This is a genomic window from Peribacillus sp. FSL E2-0159, assembly GCF_038643155.1.
GTDB classification, from domain to species: domain Bacteria; phylum Bacillota; class Bacilli; order Bacillales; family DSM-1321; genus Peribacillus; species Peribacillus simplex.
On sequence record NZ_CP152053.1, the window covers coordinates 2,014,339 to 2,028,677 of the forward strand.

Annotated in this window: 15 protein-coding genes; 8 read left to right on the forward strand and 7 right to left on the reverse strand. The window is 38.3% G+C overall.

Features of this window, described 5'->3' with window-relative positions; translation table 11 throughout:
* The first annotated feature begins 7 nt into the window (after positions 1 to 7).
* From NYE63_RS09960 to NYE63_RS09970, 3 genes are all read left to right on the forward strand, one after another.
* Complete coding sequence (locus NYE63_RS09960) at positions 8 to 460, forward strand: DMT family transporter (protein ID WP_342604997.1); 453 nt, start codon at positions 8 to 10, stop codon at positions 458 to 460.
* A gap of 74 nt (positions 461 to 534) precedes the next feature.
* Positions 535 to 1,248, forward strand: a complete 714-nt coding sequence (locus NYE63_RS09965; RefSeq protein ID WP_342604998.1) for a YjjG family noncanonical pyrimidine nucleotidase — start codon at positions 535 to 537, stop codon at positions 1,246 to 1,248.
* Positions 1,249 to 1,337: 89 nt separating this feature from the next.
* Entirely contained in the window at positions 1,338 to 2,450 is a 1,113-nt protein-coding gene (locus tag NYE63_RS09970) for a DNA alkylation repair protein (protein ID WP_342604999.1), read from the forward strand.
* Positions 2,451 to 2,677: 227 nt separating this feature from the next.
* On the opposite strand, the gene NYE63_RS09975 is transcribed toward NYE63_RS09970, so the two are convergent.
* A complete protein-coding gene (locus NYE63_RS09975) occupies positions 2,678 to 3,232 on the reverse strand; it encodes an HPP family protein (RefSeq protein ID WP_141995040.1) in 555 nt (184 codons plus the stop codon).
* 120 nt (positions 3,233 to 3,352) lie between these two features.
* Positions 3,353 to 3,937 carry a CGNR zinc finger domain-containing protein gene (locus tag NYE63_RS09980; RefSeq protein ID WP_342605000.1) on the reverse strand — a complete coding sequence of 195 codons (585 nt, stop codon included), beginning with the start codon at positions 3,935 to 3,937 and terminating at the stop codon, positions 3,353 to 3,355.
* 316 nt (positions 3,938 to 4,253) lie between these two features.
* On the opposite strand from NYE63_RS09980, the gene treP reads away from it, so the two are divergent.
* From treP to treR, 3 genes are all read left to right on the forward strand, one after another.
* Complete coding sequence (gene treP, locus NYE63_RS09985; RefSeq protein WP_342605001.1) at positions 4,254 to 5,705, forward strand: PTS system trehalose-specific EIIBC component; 1,452 nt, start codon at positions 4,254 to 4,256, stop codon at positions 5,703 to 5,705.
* Between the two features lie 81 nt (positions 5,706 to 5,786).
* On the forward strand, positions 5,787 to 7,457 hold the full coding sequence (treC, locus tag NYE63_RS09990; protein WP_342605002.1) for an alpha,alpha-phosphotrehalase: 1,671 nt from the start codon (positions 5,787 to 5,789) through the stop codon (positions 7,455 to 7,457).
* Positions 7,458 to 7,488: 31 nt separating this feature from the next.
* Complete coding sequence (gene treR, locus NYE63_RS09995) at positions 7,489 to 8,202, forward strand: trehalose operon repressor (RefSeq protein ID WP_342605003.1); 714 nt, start codon at positions 7,489 to 7,491, stop codon at positions 8,200 to 8,202.
* 216 nt (positions 8,203 to 8,418) lie between these two features.
* On the opposite strand, the gene NYE63_RS10000 is transcribed toward treR, so the two are convergent.
* From NYE63_RS10000 to NYE63_RS10015, 4 genes are all read right to left on the reverse strand, one after another.
* A complete protein-coding gene (locus tag NYE63_RS10000; RefSeq protein WP_342605004.1) occupies positions 8,419 to 8,766 on the reverse strand; it encodes a multidrug efflux SMR transporter in 348 nt (115 codons plus the stop codon).
* Positions 8,767 to 8,791: 25 nt separating this feature from the next.
* Positions 8,792 to 9,121 carry a multidrug efflux SMR transporter gene (locus NYE63_RS10005; RefSeq protein ID WP_342605005.1) on the reverse strand — a complete coding sequence of 110 codons (330 nt, stop codon included), beginning with the start codon at positions 9,119 to 9,121 and terminating at the stop codon, positions 8,792 to 8,794.
* A gap of 389 nt (positions 9,122 to 9,510) precedes the next feature.
* Positions 9,511 to 9,798 carry a CotD family spore coat protein gene (locus NYE63_RS10010; protein ID WP_342605006.1) on the reverse strand — a complete coding sequence of 96 codons (288 nt, stop codon included), beginning with the start codon at positions 9,796 to 9,798 and terminating at the stop codon, positions 9,511 to 9,513.
* Between the two features lie 138 nt (positions 9,799 to 9,936).
* Positions 9,937 to 10,857, reverse strand: a complete 921-nt coding sequence (locus NYE63_RS10015) for an aminoglycoside phosphotransferase family protein (RefSeq protein ID WP_342605007.1) — start codon at positions 10,855 to 10,857, stop codon at positions 9,937 to 9,939.
* 186 nt (positions 10,858 to 11,043) lie between these two features.
* Here NYE63_RS10015 and NYE63_RS10020 point away from each other — a divergent pair, with 186 nt between their 5' ends.
* Both NYE63_RS10020 and NYE63_RS10025 read left to right on the forward strand, forming a co-directional pair.
* Positions 11,044 to 11,814: an alpha/beta hydrolase gene (locus NYE63_RS10020; protein ID WP_342605008.1), complete on the forward strand. Its 771-nt coding sequence runs from the start codon at positions 11,044 to 11,046 to the stop codon at positions 11,812 to 11,814.
* A gap of 329 nt (positions 11,815 to 12,143) precedes the next feature.
* Positions 12,144 to 12,833 carry an N-acetylmuramoyl-L-alanine amidase gene (locus NYE63_RS10025; RefSeq protein WP_342605009.1) on the forward strand — a complete coding sequence of 230 codons (690 nt, stop codon included), beginning with the start codon at positions 12,144 to 12,146 and terminating at the stop codon, positions 12,831 to 12,833.
* An 835-nt stretch (positions 12,834 to 13,668) separates the two neighbouring features.
* Here NYE63_RS10025 and NYE63_RS10030 read toward each other — a convergent pair.
* Positions 13,669 to 14,307 (reverse strand): XRE family transcriptional regulator, encoded by a 639-nt coding sequence (locus NYE63_RS10030; RefSeq protein ID WP_342605010.1) that lies wholly within the window; start codon positions 14,305 to 14,307, stop codon positions 13,669 to 13,671.
* Positions 14,308 to 14,339 lie beyond the last annotated feature (32 nt).

Genomic DNA, 14,339 nt, shown 5'->3' on the forward strand with positions numbered 1-14,339 from the left:
CGTTACGATGTTACTTGGATTAAGTTGGGCAATCCTTGCGGGTTCACTGGTCAGTTTACAAAACGTTTTCAATAGTAAAGTAAATGAACATGTCAATCCATGGTCAACGACTACACTTGTATTAGGGTTGGGCTTTCTTGCCTCGTTTTTAAGTGGGTTCGCATTTGAGGGAATGGAGCTTTTTCAACTGCATAATATGAAGCCCTGGTATTGGCTCAGCGGGTTGGTTGGCATAGGCGTGGTCATTTGTGTGACACAGGGAGTTAAGCTGCTGGGACCGACCTTCGCCATTTCAATCGTGATGGCGGCACAGCTTGTATTTGCTCTAGCTTGGGATTCCACAGGTTTGTTGGGGCTGGAGAAGGTTCCCTTTACATTCAAGCAGTTGGCGAGTATCCTGATTATCATTGCTGGGATGATAATATTCAAAATAGGAGGGAAAAGGAAAACGGCATCTTGAAATGCTCAAAAAAGACTATGGTTTGGTCACGAGGTATTCAAAGTAGGATGGAAACATTGAATGGAGCGATACACATGAACAGGTACAAAGCTTTATTTTTTGATATAGATGATACACTTTTAGATTTTCGGAAGGCTGAAAGTGATGCACTGCGCTTACTTCTCAAGGAGCAACAAGTATTGTATACACCGCAAGCGGAATCGCAATATAAAACAATCAACCACAACCTTTGGAAGTCATTTGAAAAGGGGGAAATATCGCGGGATGAGGTAATCAATACACGATTTTTAACTTTTTTTAAAGAATATGGCCGGGCGGTGGACGGGGTTGCACTGGAAAAAACCTATCGTAGTTACTTGGAACAAGGGCACAAGGAGGTTAATGGGGCACATGAATTGGTAGCGAATTTAGAGCTGCACTACGATTTATATATTGTGTCAAATGGAGTCTCCAGGACCCAAGATAAACGCTTGCGGGATTCGGGCTTGCATGCATATTTTAAACAAATTTTCATTTCAGAGGATACTGGATATCAAAAGCCGATGAAAGAGTTCTTTGATTACGTATTTGCCTGTATTCCTGATTTTAAACCGGATCAAGGATTGATAATCGGGGACTCATTAAGTGCAGACATAAGAGGAGGACAACTTGCCGGCATGGATACCTGCTGGTTTAATCCTGAACAGAAGCAGAATGAAACGGGAATAGAGCCAACCTACGAAATCAAGCAGCTTAGTGATCTATATTCCATAATCAACAAAGAATGTGACTTGAGTTGCAAAAGCTAGTTGCTATATCATTGTACTCGCAATCAGTACATAGACGATAAAGAATAGATAAATAATCAAGTATAACCTGAAGAAAAGAAGTGAAATAAATGGCTGAGCCCTTAAAGGATTTATATAATGAAACGTTCATTCGTGAATTCGGTGAAAAAGTAAGAGGGGTCCATCAGTCCTTCTCTACTGAATCGTTTGTAGAGGAAGTGATTGATGAGTATTGGGACGAGAGGAAGTTAAAAGAACGAATTAGACATATTTCCATTACTCTTGGAAAGCACCTTCCTAGTGATTATCAAGAGGCTTTGGGTATATTGTATCGACTTGATAAGGATTGTGAAGGTTTTAGATATTTATTTTTCCCAGATTTTGTCGAGGTACATGGATTGAGTAAGAAAGATTGGCCGTTATCGCTTGATGCGTTGGAGCGGTTTACTTCAAAGTCCTCCTCCGAGTTTGCAATCCGTGCTTTTATCTTGCTTGATCCCGTTTTTATGATCGAGAAGATGAAGGAATGGACCAAGCATGATGATGAACATGTCCGTAGGCTGGCTAGTGAGGGGTGCAGGCCCAGGTTACCTTGGGGACAAGCTTTACCGATGTTCAAATCCGATCCGGCACCCGTCTTGGAATTAATTGAGAACCTGAAAAACGATCCATCCCTATATGTTCGCAAAAGTGTTGCCAATAATTTGAATGATATTGCCAAAGACCATCCGAAAACCGTAATAGAAACAGCCAAGCGCTGGCATGAAAGCGGAGAACCCAACACGATTTGGATTATTAGACGGGGATGCAGGACCTTAGTTCGCCAAGCAGATCCAGAAGTCCTTTCTTTATTTGGATACACGGATATATTGAATAATTCGAATATCATTACAAACGCTTTTATTAGAAATGAACCAGACTCGATTTTTATTGGGGAAACCAGTGAACTTTATTTCGGGTTTCAAGTGCACGCGAAGAATACGGAGAAACTTCGTATTGAGTACGCCATCGATTTTGTGAAAGCCAATCAGAAGACATCGCGTAAAATATTCCTTTTGGCAGATAGGAATTTCACGGATGGAGAACGAGTCGAGAGAGTGAGAATCCACAATTGGAAGGATTTGACCACTCGTCGTCATTACACGGGAATCCATCGAATATCCCTTCTCGTAAACGGAGTGGAAGTTGCAGAAACACATGTAAAACTAAACGCTGAATCTTAATTGTTTATTGATAATATCGAATGAACAGAACAGTAATACTTCTATTTTAAGTCAAAAAAACTGTAGACAAACTCAATTATATCGAGTTTGTCTACAGTCTGAGAGGAGCACCCTAGCTCCTCTTTTTGTTATTTAGATATAAGTGCAGATTATTCATTTTTCACCGATTTTGAATACACTTCGTTAAAATCGTTTATCGCATCAAAAGGCTTATACGTTTATTTACATCAAATCCAAAAAGTTGGATAGTTCCGATTGCTGCGCAAATTATTAATTAACAGTGCAAGGAAAACGATTATCACGGAGCCAATTAACACAGGCGTAAATAAATAGCTCCAGCTATAATGACCAAGCATAACAACAAGTGGGTCTGCCCCTGCTGGTGGGTGCGTCGTTTTTGTCAGCATCATCACGGCAATTGCTAATCCGACAGCTAAGCCGATTGCCCATGGCTCATCGCCTATAAATTGATAGGAAGCTAAACCTACGAATGTTGAAATAAAATGGCCGCCAATAATATTCCGTGGCTGTGATAACGGCGCGTTCCATAGCCCGAATGCCAGTACACAACTAGCACCAAATGGAGCCATTAACCACACTGCAGATGTCATTTTTGTTAAAAGAATTAAAGCGAAAATTGTTAAAAATCCACCGATTAGCCCGGTTATTGCGTCTTTTACATTTATCTGTAAAGGACTTTTTCCTTTTCCCTTCATTTTAGATAAATACCGTATATGAAATGAACGTGTTTCTTGTTGTCTCGCTACTGTTATGCGGTCCATTATTCCCCCTCCTTTAATGTACATTTACACTTTACACGAAATAAACTAACCTGTCAAAATCATTTTTAACAGTTAGTTAAAAACTGCAAAAAAAACCAACTCTTTTATTAAGTTGGCTTTTCATTCATCATCAGATTTCCGTTGTTGAAATCGGGCGACCTTTTTTCTATTACCGCATATTTTCATAGAACACCATTTGCGTCTTCCACTTTCATCAATAAATAACAGTACGCAATCATTATTCGAGCATCGCTTTAATGAGGTCAGCTTATTTTCTTCAATTAAAGTTAATACGTCAAAAGCAATATAAGATAGCAGGATATCTTCTGCTTTTCCAACAGGGATGGGAACCAGTTTTTGATCCATTAATTTATAAGTGAATGGTGCCTTATCGATTTTTTTTTCTAAAAAAGCGATAAAATCATCAGGTATCGGATTCCCATCTGCTATTATTTCGAATTGTCTTCTTAAAATTATACGCATTTCTAATAGACATACTAATACCTGTCCGATTCTCTCTTTAACTTTTAAGCATAGCCGATCATCCCACAATGAGTTTTGCTCTTTTATTACAGTAAGCCAGTCCAGCACATCACGTTCTGATAGTAATAAGTCTTGCCGTTGGCCACGACTGACCAGTTCCGTATTCACTAAATCCAGAGAAAGATTCCCTGATATAAGTGGAAATTTATTAGTTTCAGACATAAGTTCATCTCCCATTTCCCTGCTAAAATCTAACCATTAAAATATTAATTGAGAGGTTATATCTTCATTATACCTTATTTCTGAATTTTTCAGCTACTCGTCTTAAATTACGGGATAATATGAATGCTATCAAAATCCAAATGAGCAAGAACAGAATCGTAAATGAAAGGCCATGATAATCAATTCTTTTAAAGTCAGGAAAAAAGTTATTGACAAAACCTGTACGTACAGGATAATATGAAAGCGTATACAGAACCTATACGTACAGGTTATAAAATCAACTATATTTTGCTTTCTAGGGAAGGGAAGTATTGAAATGGGTAAATACACAGAACCAGCAAGGGATTTGCTCCAACATGTCGGAGGGAAGGAAAATATTGCGACGGTTACGCATTGTGCGACAAGAATGCGATTTGCGTTGAAAGACCCCGCTAAGGCGGACGTAACGAATATTGAATCGATTAAGCTAGTAAAAGGAACTTTTACACAAGCTGGCCAGTTTCAGGTCATAATCGGGAATGAAGTATCATCGTTTTATAATGAATTCGTTTCCATGGCTGGTTTACAAGAAGCGTCAAAAGAAGATGTGAAAAAAGCGGCTAAACAGAATATGAGCTGGCTACAGCGTATGATTGCACATCTAGCTGATATTTTTACCCCACTGATTCCTGCCATAGTCGTTGGCGGACTCATTCTTGGATTCCGCAATATCATTGGCGATATCAAAATGTTCGAAGACAGTACGAAGACTCTTGTTGATATTTCACAATTTTGGGCAGGGGTCCACGCCTTCCTTTGGCTGATAGGTGAAGCTATTTTTCATTTTCTTCCTGTTGGGATTACATGGTCCATCTCGAAGAAAATGGGCACAACTCAAATTCTCGGCATCGTCCTTGGTTTGACCCTGGTTTCTCCACAACTTCTTAATGCATATGCAGTGGCAAACACAAAGGCAAGTGACATACCTTTTTGGGATTTCGGTTTTGCCCAGGTCGATATGATCGGCTACCAGGCTCAAGTTATCCCAGCAATACTTGCAGGGTTCGTCTTGGCGTATTTAGAACGGTTCTTGAGAGATAAAGTGCACAATTCCATTTCCATGATCGTCGTTCCATTTTTCGCTTTACTTCCAACTGTAATCATTGCCCATACCATTTTGGGGCCATTAGGCTGGAAAATCGGTTCAGTCATTTCAACGGTTGTATATTCCGGACTGAATTCATCAGTTGGCTGGCTATTTGCTGCCGTCTTCGGCTTTGCCTATGCACCACTTGTCATAACAGGCCTGCATCATATGACAAACGCAATCGATCTTCAGCTTATGAGTGAACTAGGCGGAACGAATCTATGGCCAATGATCGCTTTATCCAATATTGCTCAAGGAACGGCCGTGCTTGCGATGATTTACATCAACAGAAAGGATCAGGAGGAAAGACAAGTTTCCATCCCCGCCACAATTTCATGTTATCTAGGTGTAACAGAGCCAGCCATGTTCGGAATTAACCTGAAATACGGCTTTCCGTTTTTAGCCGGTATGATTGGTTCACTTTTCGCAGGCATCATTTCAGTCGGATCTGGAGTAATGGCAAACTCAATTGGTGTTGGGGGGATCCCAGGTATCCTTTCCATCCAGCCAAAGCATATGGGAATGTTTGCACTCGCTATGCTGGTTGCTTTCGTTGTGCCATTCATTTTGACTATAGTATTCTCCAAGCGCCCTCAAATGAACTTGAAAACAAGAACGAAAGCAACGAAATTAAATGCGTAATAATGCGGAGGGGGAGCATTCTCCCTCTTTTTTATCATAGAGACAAAAAGATACATCCGGGAAAGCAGAGGAGGATTTACAATGAAGGATTTTAAAAAAAGTACCATCTATCAAATTTATCCGAAGTCTTTTAAGGACTCCAACGATGACGGCATCGGGGACATAAATGGTGTTATAGAAAAACTTGATTATCTGAATAAACTGGGAGTGGATTATATTTGGCTGACTCCATTTTATCGTTCACCTCAGAATGATAATGGATATGATGTAGCGGATTATACATCCATCGATCCTGTTTTTGGGACGATGGATGAATTCGAAAGATTGGTGAAGGAAGCTAATTCACGGGATATCCAAATCATGCTGGATATGGTATTCAACCATACATCAACAGAGCATGAATGGTTCCAAAAAGCATTGGCTGGAGAAAAAGAATATAAGGACTATTATATTTTCAGGAAATCGAAAGATGGAGAGCCCCCTACGAATTGGATTTCGAAATTTGGAGGCCCTGCATGGGAATATGTAGTCGAACATGATGAATATTACCTCCACTTGTTCGATCGGACACAAGCTGACCTTAACTGGGAAAATCCCAGAGTAAGGCAGGAAATCTTCAATGTAGTAAACTTCTGGATGGATAAAGGTGTCAAAGGATTCCGTTTGGATGTCATCAATCTTATTTCGAAGCCTGACTTCTATGAAAATGACAAAGATGGAGATGGACGATGTTTTTATACAGATGGTCCTAAAATTCATCAATTCCTTAAAGAGATGAATGAAGAAACTTTTGGGAAGGATGTAGAGGTGATGACTGTAGGGGAAATGTCATCGACGACCATTGACCATTGTATCAAATATTCATCTCCAGTTGAAAAGGAGCTGTCCATGGTATTCAGTTTCCATCATCTAAAGGTGGATTATAAGGATGGGGAAAAGTGGTCACTTGCAGATTTTGACTTCAGGCAGTTAAAGGAGATCCTAAGCAGCTGGCAATATGGGATGCAAGAAGGAAATGGGTGGAATGCCCTGTTCTGGTGCAACCATGACCAGCCGAGGATCGTATCAAGGTTTGGGAATGATCAAGAGTATCAAAAGGAATCTGCCAAGATGCTGGCAACAGCCATTCATATGCTTAGGGGAACCCCTTATATTTATCAAGGGGAGGAAATAGGGATGACCAACCCGAAATTCAATGATATAGGACAATATCGGGATGTGGAATCGATTAATTATTACAATATTTTAAAAGAGGCAGGCAAGGATGAAAAGGAAATAATTGAAATCCTTCAAGCTAAATCCCGTGATAACTCGCGAACTCCCATGCAGTGGGAAAATGCGGAGCATGCAGGCTTTACAAAAGGGACGCCATGGATTTCAGTACCTGATAATGCTAAGGTCATCAACGCTGAGCAGGCACTGAAGGATCAGGATTCCATTTTTCATCATTACCAAAAACTTATATTCTTACGCAAGAAACATGATATCATTGCATATGGGGACTATCAGGAAATTCTTGGCGACCATGACCAATTGTTCGCCTATGTACGCAGTTATGAAGACGAGAAACTTTTGGTCATCAATAACTTTTATGCAAAAGAAGCATCCTTCGAAATTCCAAAGGATATAGACCTATCAGGATACAACTCAGAGCTCCTTCTCTCAAACTATATCGATTCGAAAGAACTTGCAGGTGCTTTTATGCTCCGTCCCTATGAATCGGTTGTCTATTTGTTGAAAAAGGACGAGTAGCAGACTTAGAAAAATATATTGTGGTGATGAAATGAACAGCAAATATCTATCGCTATATGGTGATATCGTTTCAAAAATTGAAGAAGGAACCTTTCCGACAAATTCAAAGCTTCCTTCTGAAAGCAGCTTTATGGAAGAGTATGACATATCCAGGGATACTGTAAGAAAGTCCTTACAGTTGCTTGAACAAAATGGATATATCCATAAAATCAAAGGTAAGGGTTCCTTTGTCTTGGATTTCAGCAAATTTAATTTTCCTGTAGCAGGGTTGATTTCCTATAAAGAAATGGTGGAAAAGTTGAATTTGCATTCCAAAACGATCATTCATAAGTTGGAGCTTGAGGCACCCGACTCAAAAATGACCAAGCTTCTTGATTTAACTGATGATGGTAAAATATGGAAAGTGTTCCGGGTACGGCAAATCAATGGGAAGAAAATCATACTGGACAAAGACTATTTCAAAAGCGAGTTCGTAACTAATCTGACAAAGGAAATTTGTGAGGATTCGATTTATGGATATATCGAAAAGGAACTCGGGCTCCAGATTGGTTTTTCCAATAAGGAAATTACCGTGGAGCCATGCAGTGAAGAAGATAAACAATTATTGGACATTGAAGAATTCGATATGGTGGCAGTTGTGAAAAGTACGGTCCATTTAATTGATGGAAGCTTGTTTCAATTTAGCGAATCCAGGCATAGACCCGATAAATTCAAGTTCACAGACTTTGCACGAAGGACTTGGTAAAGGTTAAAAGTATATCATGGTAGACAAATATACAAATGTAAAAACAATTAGGTAGAAAAAGACTGTGGAATTTTATTCAATGGTAGGTTGGATTCTTGAAAGTTCAGCTCCATTTAAAAGGTAAGGTTGCCGTGCCGGTCTTTTCTAATGTAGTTCAAGGTATCGTGTTTTTCTTATAATTTTTGAATGAGCGGGGGCAGGAGGATTGTCAAACCATTAGTTTGACGATCCTTCTGCTTGTTTGGGATTATGGGAACCATTTAGTAAAACAACCCCCCCAATGATTAATACTAAGCCACCCAATGTAGTGATACTAAATGGCTCATCCCATAATAGTACACCAATCATTGCTGTTAAAGCTGTGCCTATTCCTGACCAAATGGCATATGCTAAGCTTAACGGAATTGTTTTTAGACATAAAGATAAGCTATAAAATGCTATTCCAAAACCTATTATAACCCCAAAAGAAGCGAATAAATGAGTGAATCCTTCAGACAACTTAAGCATGGTCGTACCAAATACTTCGCTTATGATAGATATTCCTAAAGCTATGTATCCTTTCATAATATTACCTCCGATAACTAGAATGTTAGTGAGAGCTCCCACTTGAGAGTTTCAAAACAACCACTCCTCCTATGATCAGGACTAAACCTAAAAATTTTTTCAGGTTAAAGCTTTCTTTATAAACGATAACTCCTACTAAAGCAGTTAAAGCTGTGCCTATTCCCGACCAAATGGCATAAGCCGTTCCAAGCGGAATGGTTATTAGAGATAACGAAAGGCAATAGAAAGCCAAACACATTCCTATTACCACACCAATGGAAGGGAATAACTTTTTAAATCCGTTTGATACTTTTAACATCGAACTGCCAAACACTTCACTTAGGATAGCTATGGCCAAAAATGCATAAGGATTCAAGATGAACTCCTCCTAAATATTGAATACTATTTTTTATCACTTCCCCCAAGAATCTTATCATCTAAAGGACTCATATTAAACTAATACCACCTATAGTTAGTCACATATTTTCTAACATAGCAGAATATATCCTACCTTTCTCAAAATTAGGCTGAAAGTGATACAATAAGCCACTTTAGTCTTGGAACCTGAAAGCAACATATAAGAAGGTCAAACAGTAATTATTAGGATTTTTGTCGAATTATTCGCATAGCTGCAAAAGAGTTTTAAAAAACAAAACTTTAAAAAGTATAGGGAGTTTGCATTTAGACAGTTGTTAATCCCTTGAATGTCAATTTTCAAAGGTTGAAGGAAGGAATTAATAAAAACCCCGAATCGGGGTTTTTTAATTAATATCTTAACATTCTTCTCGAAAATCTAGGGGGTTGAGGAACTCCACAAACAAAGCTTTGGGAATAACACTCTTTCACGATACTTCGGGTATGTGGTATATATGTGTTGAAGTGTTTATTCACGGTAGTTGTATGTGTCGGGTGAAAAACTGGAATCACAGTGTTAATGACATTGGATTTAACATATTTCTTTGTTGGTGAGATTTGAGGTGGATTATACTGAGTGGGCATTCTGTGAGGTGGGCAATGACCGCCTTTCGGATGCCCCCAGGGCTTAATATACATTTAAACACCTCCTGGATTTTTTTTGAAAGTCATTCTTAGTTTATGAAAATAATTGATAAAGGGACTGGTATAAATGCCTTTATCAAAAATTCTTGGGCATATCAGATATTTACTCATTTTAACAAAATTGAATAAACATTAATTTAAACGAATTCGGTTAATCGCTTGACCAACAAATGACTTGTGTCTTTTCCGCCAGTTATTTTCCTTGCTTTTTTCCAAGCCCCATTCAGGAAATGTGGATAACCGTAATGCGGCAAATAATTGCCAGAAGGGTAAGTTTGTAAAATTCACCTCTGGCATCATGGATTTATATTGATTGGTGAAGTCATTCATCGCTTGCATTCCATAATGATATAAAATTTCGAGTTGACTATTGGCAAGGTCAGCCAAAGGGTCCCCTAAGCCTGAGTCTTCCCAATCAATAATGGAAACTAGTTTATCCTCTTTCCATAATATATTTCCTGGCCAATAATCACCATGAAGGATTACTTCTTTATTGATGGAGCGTAATGGCATGAAAGATTTTAACAAATCTCTAATTAAGCTCTGATTTAATGTTTCGTCCAGGATTACCCTATCTTTAGTATTTAACATCTCGACATATGTATTTTCTAGTTTAGGCAGAAATGATAAAGATAGATTTGCACAATCAACACGATGGATTTTTGCTAGATTGATAGCCAATTGTAAGATATGATCATTAAGGTTTGAAGGGGTGAATTCTGACATACCCTCAATAAACTCGATAAGTATACATGGCTTGGAAAAAATCTCGCAGGATTGCTCGAAGTAATATGGCATCGGTACAGGTAAACCGGCAGCATTCAATATCCCTAATAGCTTGTATTCATCTGCTGCAATATTTGGATTCCGTTTCAAGTCAATACCACCATGCTGACGAGCGATCATTTTTACGATCCGCCCTGAAGGTTGTAATATTTCAAGTCCTGTCACCTGCGCAGAAATACCGCCATTTAATTCCCATGCACGAATTAGCTTGTTTCCTTGATCAAACTTTTGAACCAATTGCTCAAACTTACCATATTCATCCATCATACTATCTCTCCTTTTAAAATCCCGTTCAATGTTTAGGAATTTAAGTTCACCTTATATTAAGTGTCCATTTTTCCAATAACTTTCTTAAAAAAGAATACATTTAGCATTTGACTAAATCTTCAATAAATGAAACCAAAAGCTTGATACACACGTAAAGCAATGTAAACAAAGTGAGGTGTGAAGACATTGAAAATAGAAAAATATAAAGTGGAAACACCAAAAGGGGCGTTACAATATAATATTAGTGGAAACGGCCAACCTAATATAGTTTTAATTAACGGTGGTTCGGGACCGATAGAGGGGTGGACGAAAATCCTACCGGCAATTTCGGAATCCTCATCAGTATTTTCCTATAATCGTTTTGGTGTTGCTGGCAGCGATAAACCGAAGGAAAGCCAAGACGGGATGAGTATTGTTAATACTTTACGAGAAGCATTAACAATCGTGGGGTTTGCCCCTCCATACTTGTTGGTTGGACATTCGCTAGGCGGATTATATGCTAATTTATACGCCCGACTTTACCCAAATGAAGTAGCGGGAATCGTTTTTTTAGAATCCAGTACCCCGAAAGATATTAGCCTTAATGAATATCAAGGCAAGGCAGTTAAAACCATTAATAAGATGTTCAAGATGTTTGATTCCTTATCTTCACATAAACAATTCAATGAAGTTAATTTTGTGGAAAAAACCGTGAATCAAATCCATCAAACTGATACTTTTCCCGAAATACCTGTATTTGTCATTACTGGTGGACAGGAAAATCGAATGATGCCAGAGGAAGTTCGAAGAAAACGACTTGAGAATCAATTGGAATTACTTTCATTGTCAAGAAACAGCAAACACATTGTAGCTGAAAAAAGTGGGCATTTTCCACAATTATCAGAACCAACCATAGTGATTGACTCAATCAATGATTGTGCAGAAGTAATGAATAAAACAAACAATAAAAATAAATGAATATGCTTTTTGTTAGAGTATTTTTGTTGATGTTGACTTTTTTTAAAATCTCTCTATCTCTTTCATCACTCTGTTTAAAGGTGGCTTATGCTCCATTAATTCCTGATATCAAAGTTATAAAAATGGAAGAAAGCTTTTTCAAAAGATTCTCGTTCATTGGGCGAATATCATAATATATAATATGCCATAAACACCTTTAGGGGTGTATTTTTTTTGGGGATGGCCGCCGGGAAGAGGAATTCTATATTATTTTGAAATTACATTAATCCGATAGTTATGTGTACAAGCTTTTGTTAATACGTAACATAAGATTAATAGAGGTGATAGAAATGGTAAAAGTATTTATTGACCCCGGCCATGGCGGTACAGATCCAGGCTCGGTGGGGAATGGATTGAGAGAAAAGGATTTAACTTTATCCATTGCAACTCGAATCAAAGACATTTTATTAATAGAATATAATAACGTTTCTGTAAAAATGAGCAGGACCCAAGATACGTACCCCTCCTTAAACGATCGTACAAATGCAGCGAACGCGTGGGGAGCTGACTTTTATCTCTCCATCCACATTAATGCTGGCGGCGGAACTGGGTACGAGGATTACATTTATACGTCCTCTAACCAGATAACGAAAACGTATCAAGATCATATTCATTCAGAAGTCATGAAACTTATCAACATCCAAGACAGAGGACAAAAAACAGGAGATTTACATGTGCTCCGTGAAACGGACATGCCTGCACTCCTGACTGAAAATGGATTTATCGATAATGTCAATGACGCATCCAAATTGAAAACGGCATCCTTTATCGAATCACTGGCTCGCGGACATGTAAACGGTTTAGTTAAATGCTTCAATCTTACAAAGAAAAGTACAGCTGTATACCACACTGTCGTTAGTGGGGATACCGTATATTCCTTAAGCGTTTCTTATGGAAGTACGGTTCAGCAAATTAAAGATTGGAACGGTCTTGACAGTCAGTACACCATTACAGTAAACCAGAAATTGCGGGTGAAATGAATAATTAATAATTAATAATTAACTGGCTAATTTATTCATAACTTCCAGAAAGCACACCACGCAGGAAGCCCTTCTCAAAAAGAGAGGGGCTTTTCTTGGTTCAGGAGGTTCAGGAATATGCATGTAATGAAATAATCATGTACATTCTACCGTACTGATTTGATCCATTACTTCGATAATAGAGGAAGGGGTGTAGGGGGAATTTAAGAACTGGCATAGATACCAGCATCCATACAAAGGAAAATAATAAATTTGCACAGTAGGCAAAAGTGGACTTTGTGCAAATGGGAGTCACTTTCTGGCTGTATATATAATTGCAGTTTATCAGGAAACAAGCCTCTGACGGGATTCGAACCCGCACTCCTTTCGTAAGCATAGGCTAGGGGAGAACACGCTTCCCTACGGATTTTCACCGGCAGGAATTCCACCTGCCTCAGCTTATTTGCTTTTCGGTGCTTCTGAAACCCTTACCTTGCGACCCGGGGCTACAATGTTTTCCGGCGCTCTTCCCTTCTAGAGCTACAGAGGCAAATGCTTATCATTCAATTATAAGATTTTATATGAGAGTGTGAACCCAATAATAAAAATATGATAATTTGATTACCCAATATAGGCAATTTTATTGTTTCTGCATGTAAAGAAAATTACTGGAAAAAGCGTCCTAGGACGCATATAGTTTCCAAATACATTCACTCAATGATATGAGTAAGCTAAAGAAAAATACTAAAAAGCACAAACCATGATGGCTTGTACCTAAAATGTAGAATTGAATCTATGTATTGTTGCACATTATTCATTTATTTTCATTTTCGTCAAGAAACCCTCGAGATGGATATTAATCGTATATTTTAATGGCTTGAACCACTTTTCCTAAAATTCGGACTCTATCATTTTTGATGTTATAGGTTTTTTCTTCATAAAAAGGATCTGTGCTGCAGGGAGTGAGTGTGATGTTTTCTTCAATGATATTCACTTTTTTGACCGTAGCATCGTGACCATTTACTAAAACCACACCAATTTTTCCGTTTTCGACGTAGGTTGTTTTTTCAACGAGAATCAATGATCCATCACTGAATTCTTTGTTCATGCTATTGCCATTCACTCTAAGGAAAAAATATTCTTTATTCGATTTTAGCATCGAATTTAATGTCGGCATATAGGCTTCTATATATTCGTTTGTAAAATTAGGCTCTCCAGCAGGGATATTTCCGTAGACACCAATTAATCTTACATTCTTTTCATTTAGAAATTCCATTCCAGGATTATTTCTAACGATAGGTGCTCCTTCAATGAGGTGGGATAGGGGTATTTCAAAGCATGTCGACATCATGCTCAATTTATCCATTAAAGGTTTATTACGTCCGGATTCCCAAGCTGATACTGCCGTTGGGGCCACTTTTAATATATTTGCCAAATCTTCTTGTGTCATTTTTCTTTCTTTTCTTAACATTTTAATCCGTTCACCAATGTGCATATTTCTTCACCTCTTACTTGAATATACACTAT

Bases quoted from the DNA above. Each gene is read 5' to 3' on its own strand.
- NYE63_RS09960 (WP_342604997.1), top strand. From the start codon at position 8: ATGTTACTTGGATTAAGTTGGGCAATCCTTGCGGGTTCACTGGTCAGT.
- NYE63_RS09965 (WP_342604998.1), top strand. From the start codon at position 535: ATGAACAGGTACAAAGCTTTATTTTTTGATATAGATGATACACTTTTA.
- NYE63_RS09970 (WP_342604999.1), top strand. From the start codon at position 1,338: ATGGCTGAGCCCTTAAAGGATTTATATAATGAAACGTTCATTCGTGAA.
- NYE63_RS09975 (WP_141995040.1), bottom strand. From the start codon at position 3,232: ATGGACCGCATAACAGTAGCGAGACAACAAGAAACACGTTCATTTCAT.
- NYE63_RS09980 (WP_342605000.1), bottom strand. From the start codon at position 3,937: ATGTCTGAAACTAATAAATTTCCACTTATATCAGGGAATCTTTCTCTG.
- treP (WP_342605001.1), top strand. From the start codon at position 4,254: ATGGGTAAATACACAGAACCAGCAAGGGATTTGCTCCAACATGTCGGA.
- treC (WP_342605002.1), top strand. From the start codon at position 5,787: ATGAAGGATTTTAAAAAAAGTACCATCTATCAAATTTATCCGAAGTCT.
- treR (WP_342605003.1), top strand. From the start codon at position 7,489: ATGAACAGCAAATATCTATCGCTATATGGTGATATCGTTTCAAAAATT.
- NYE63_RS10000 (WP_342605004.1), bottom strand. From the start codon at position 8,766: ATGAAAGGATACATAGCTTTAGGAATATCTATCATAAGCGAAGTATTT.
- NYE63_RS10010 (WP_342605006.1), bottom strand. From the start codon at position 9,798: ATGTATATTAAGCCCTGGGGGCATCCGAAAGGCGGTCATTGCCCACCT.
- NYE63_RS10015 (WP_342605007.1), bottom strand. From the start codon at position 10,857: ATGATGGATGAATATGGTAAGTTTGAGCAATTGGTTCAAAAGTTTGAT.
- NYE63_RS10025 (WP_342605009.1), top strand. From the start codon at position 12,144: ATGGTAAAAGTATTTATTGACCCCGGCCATGGCGGTACAGATCCAGGC.
- NYE63_RS10030 (WP_342605010.1), bottom strand. From the start codon at position 14,307: ATGCACATTGGTGAACGGATTAAAATGTTAAGAAAAGAAAGAAAAATG.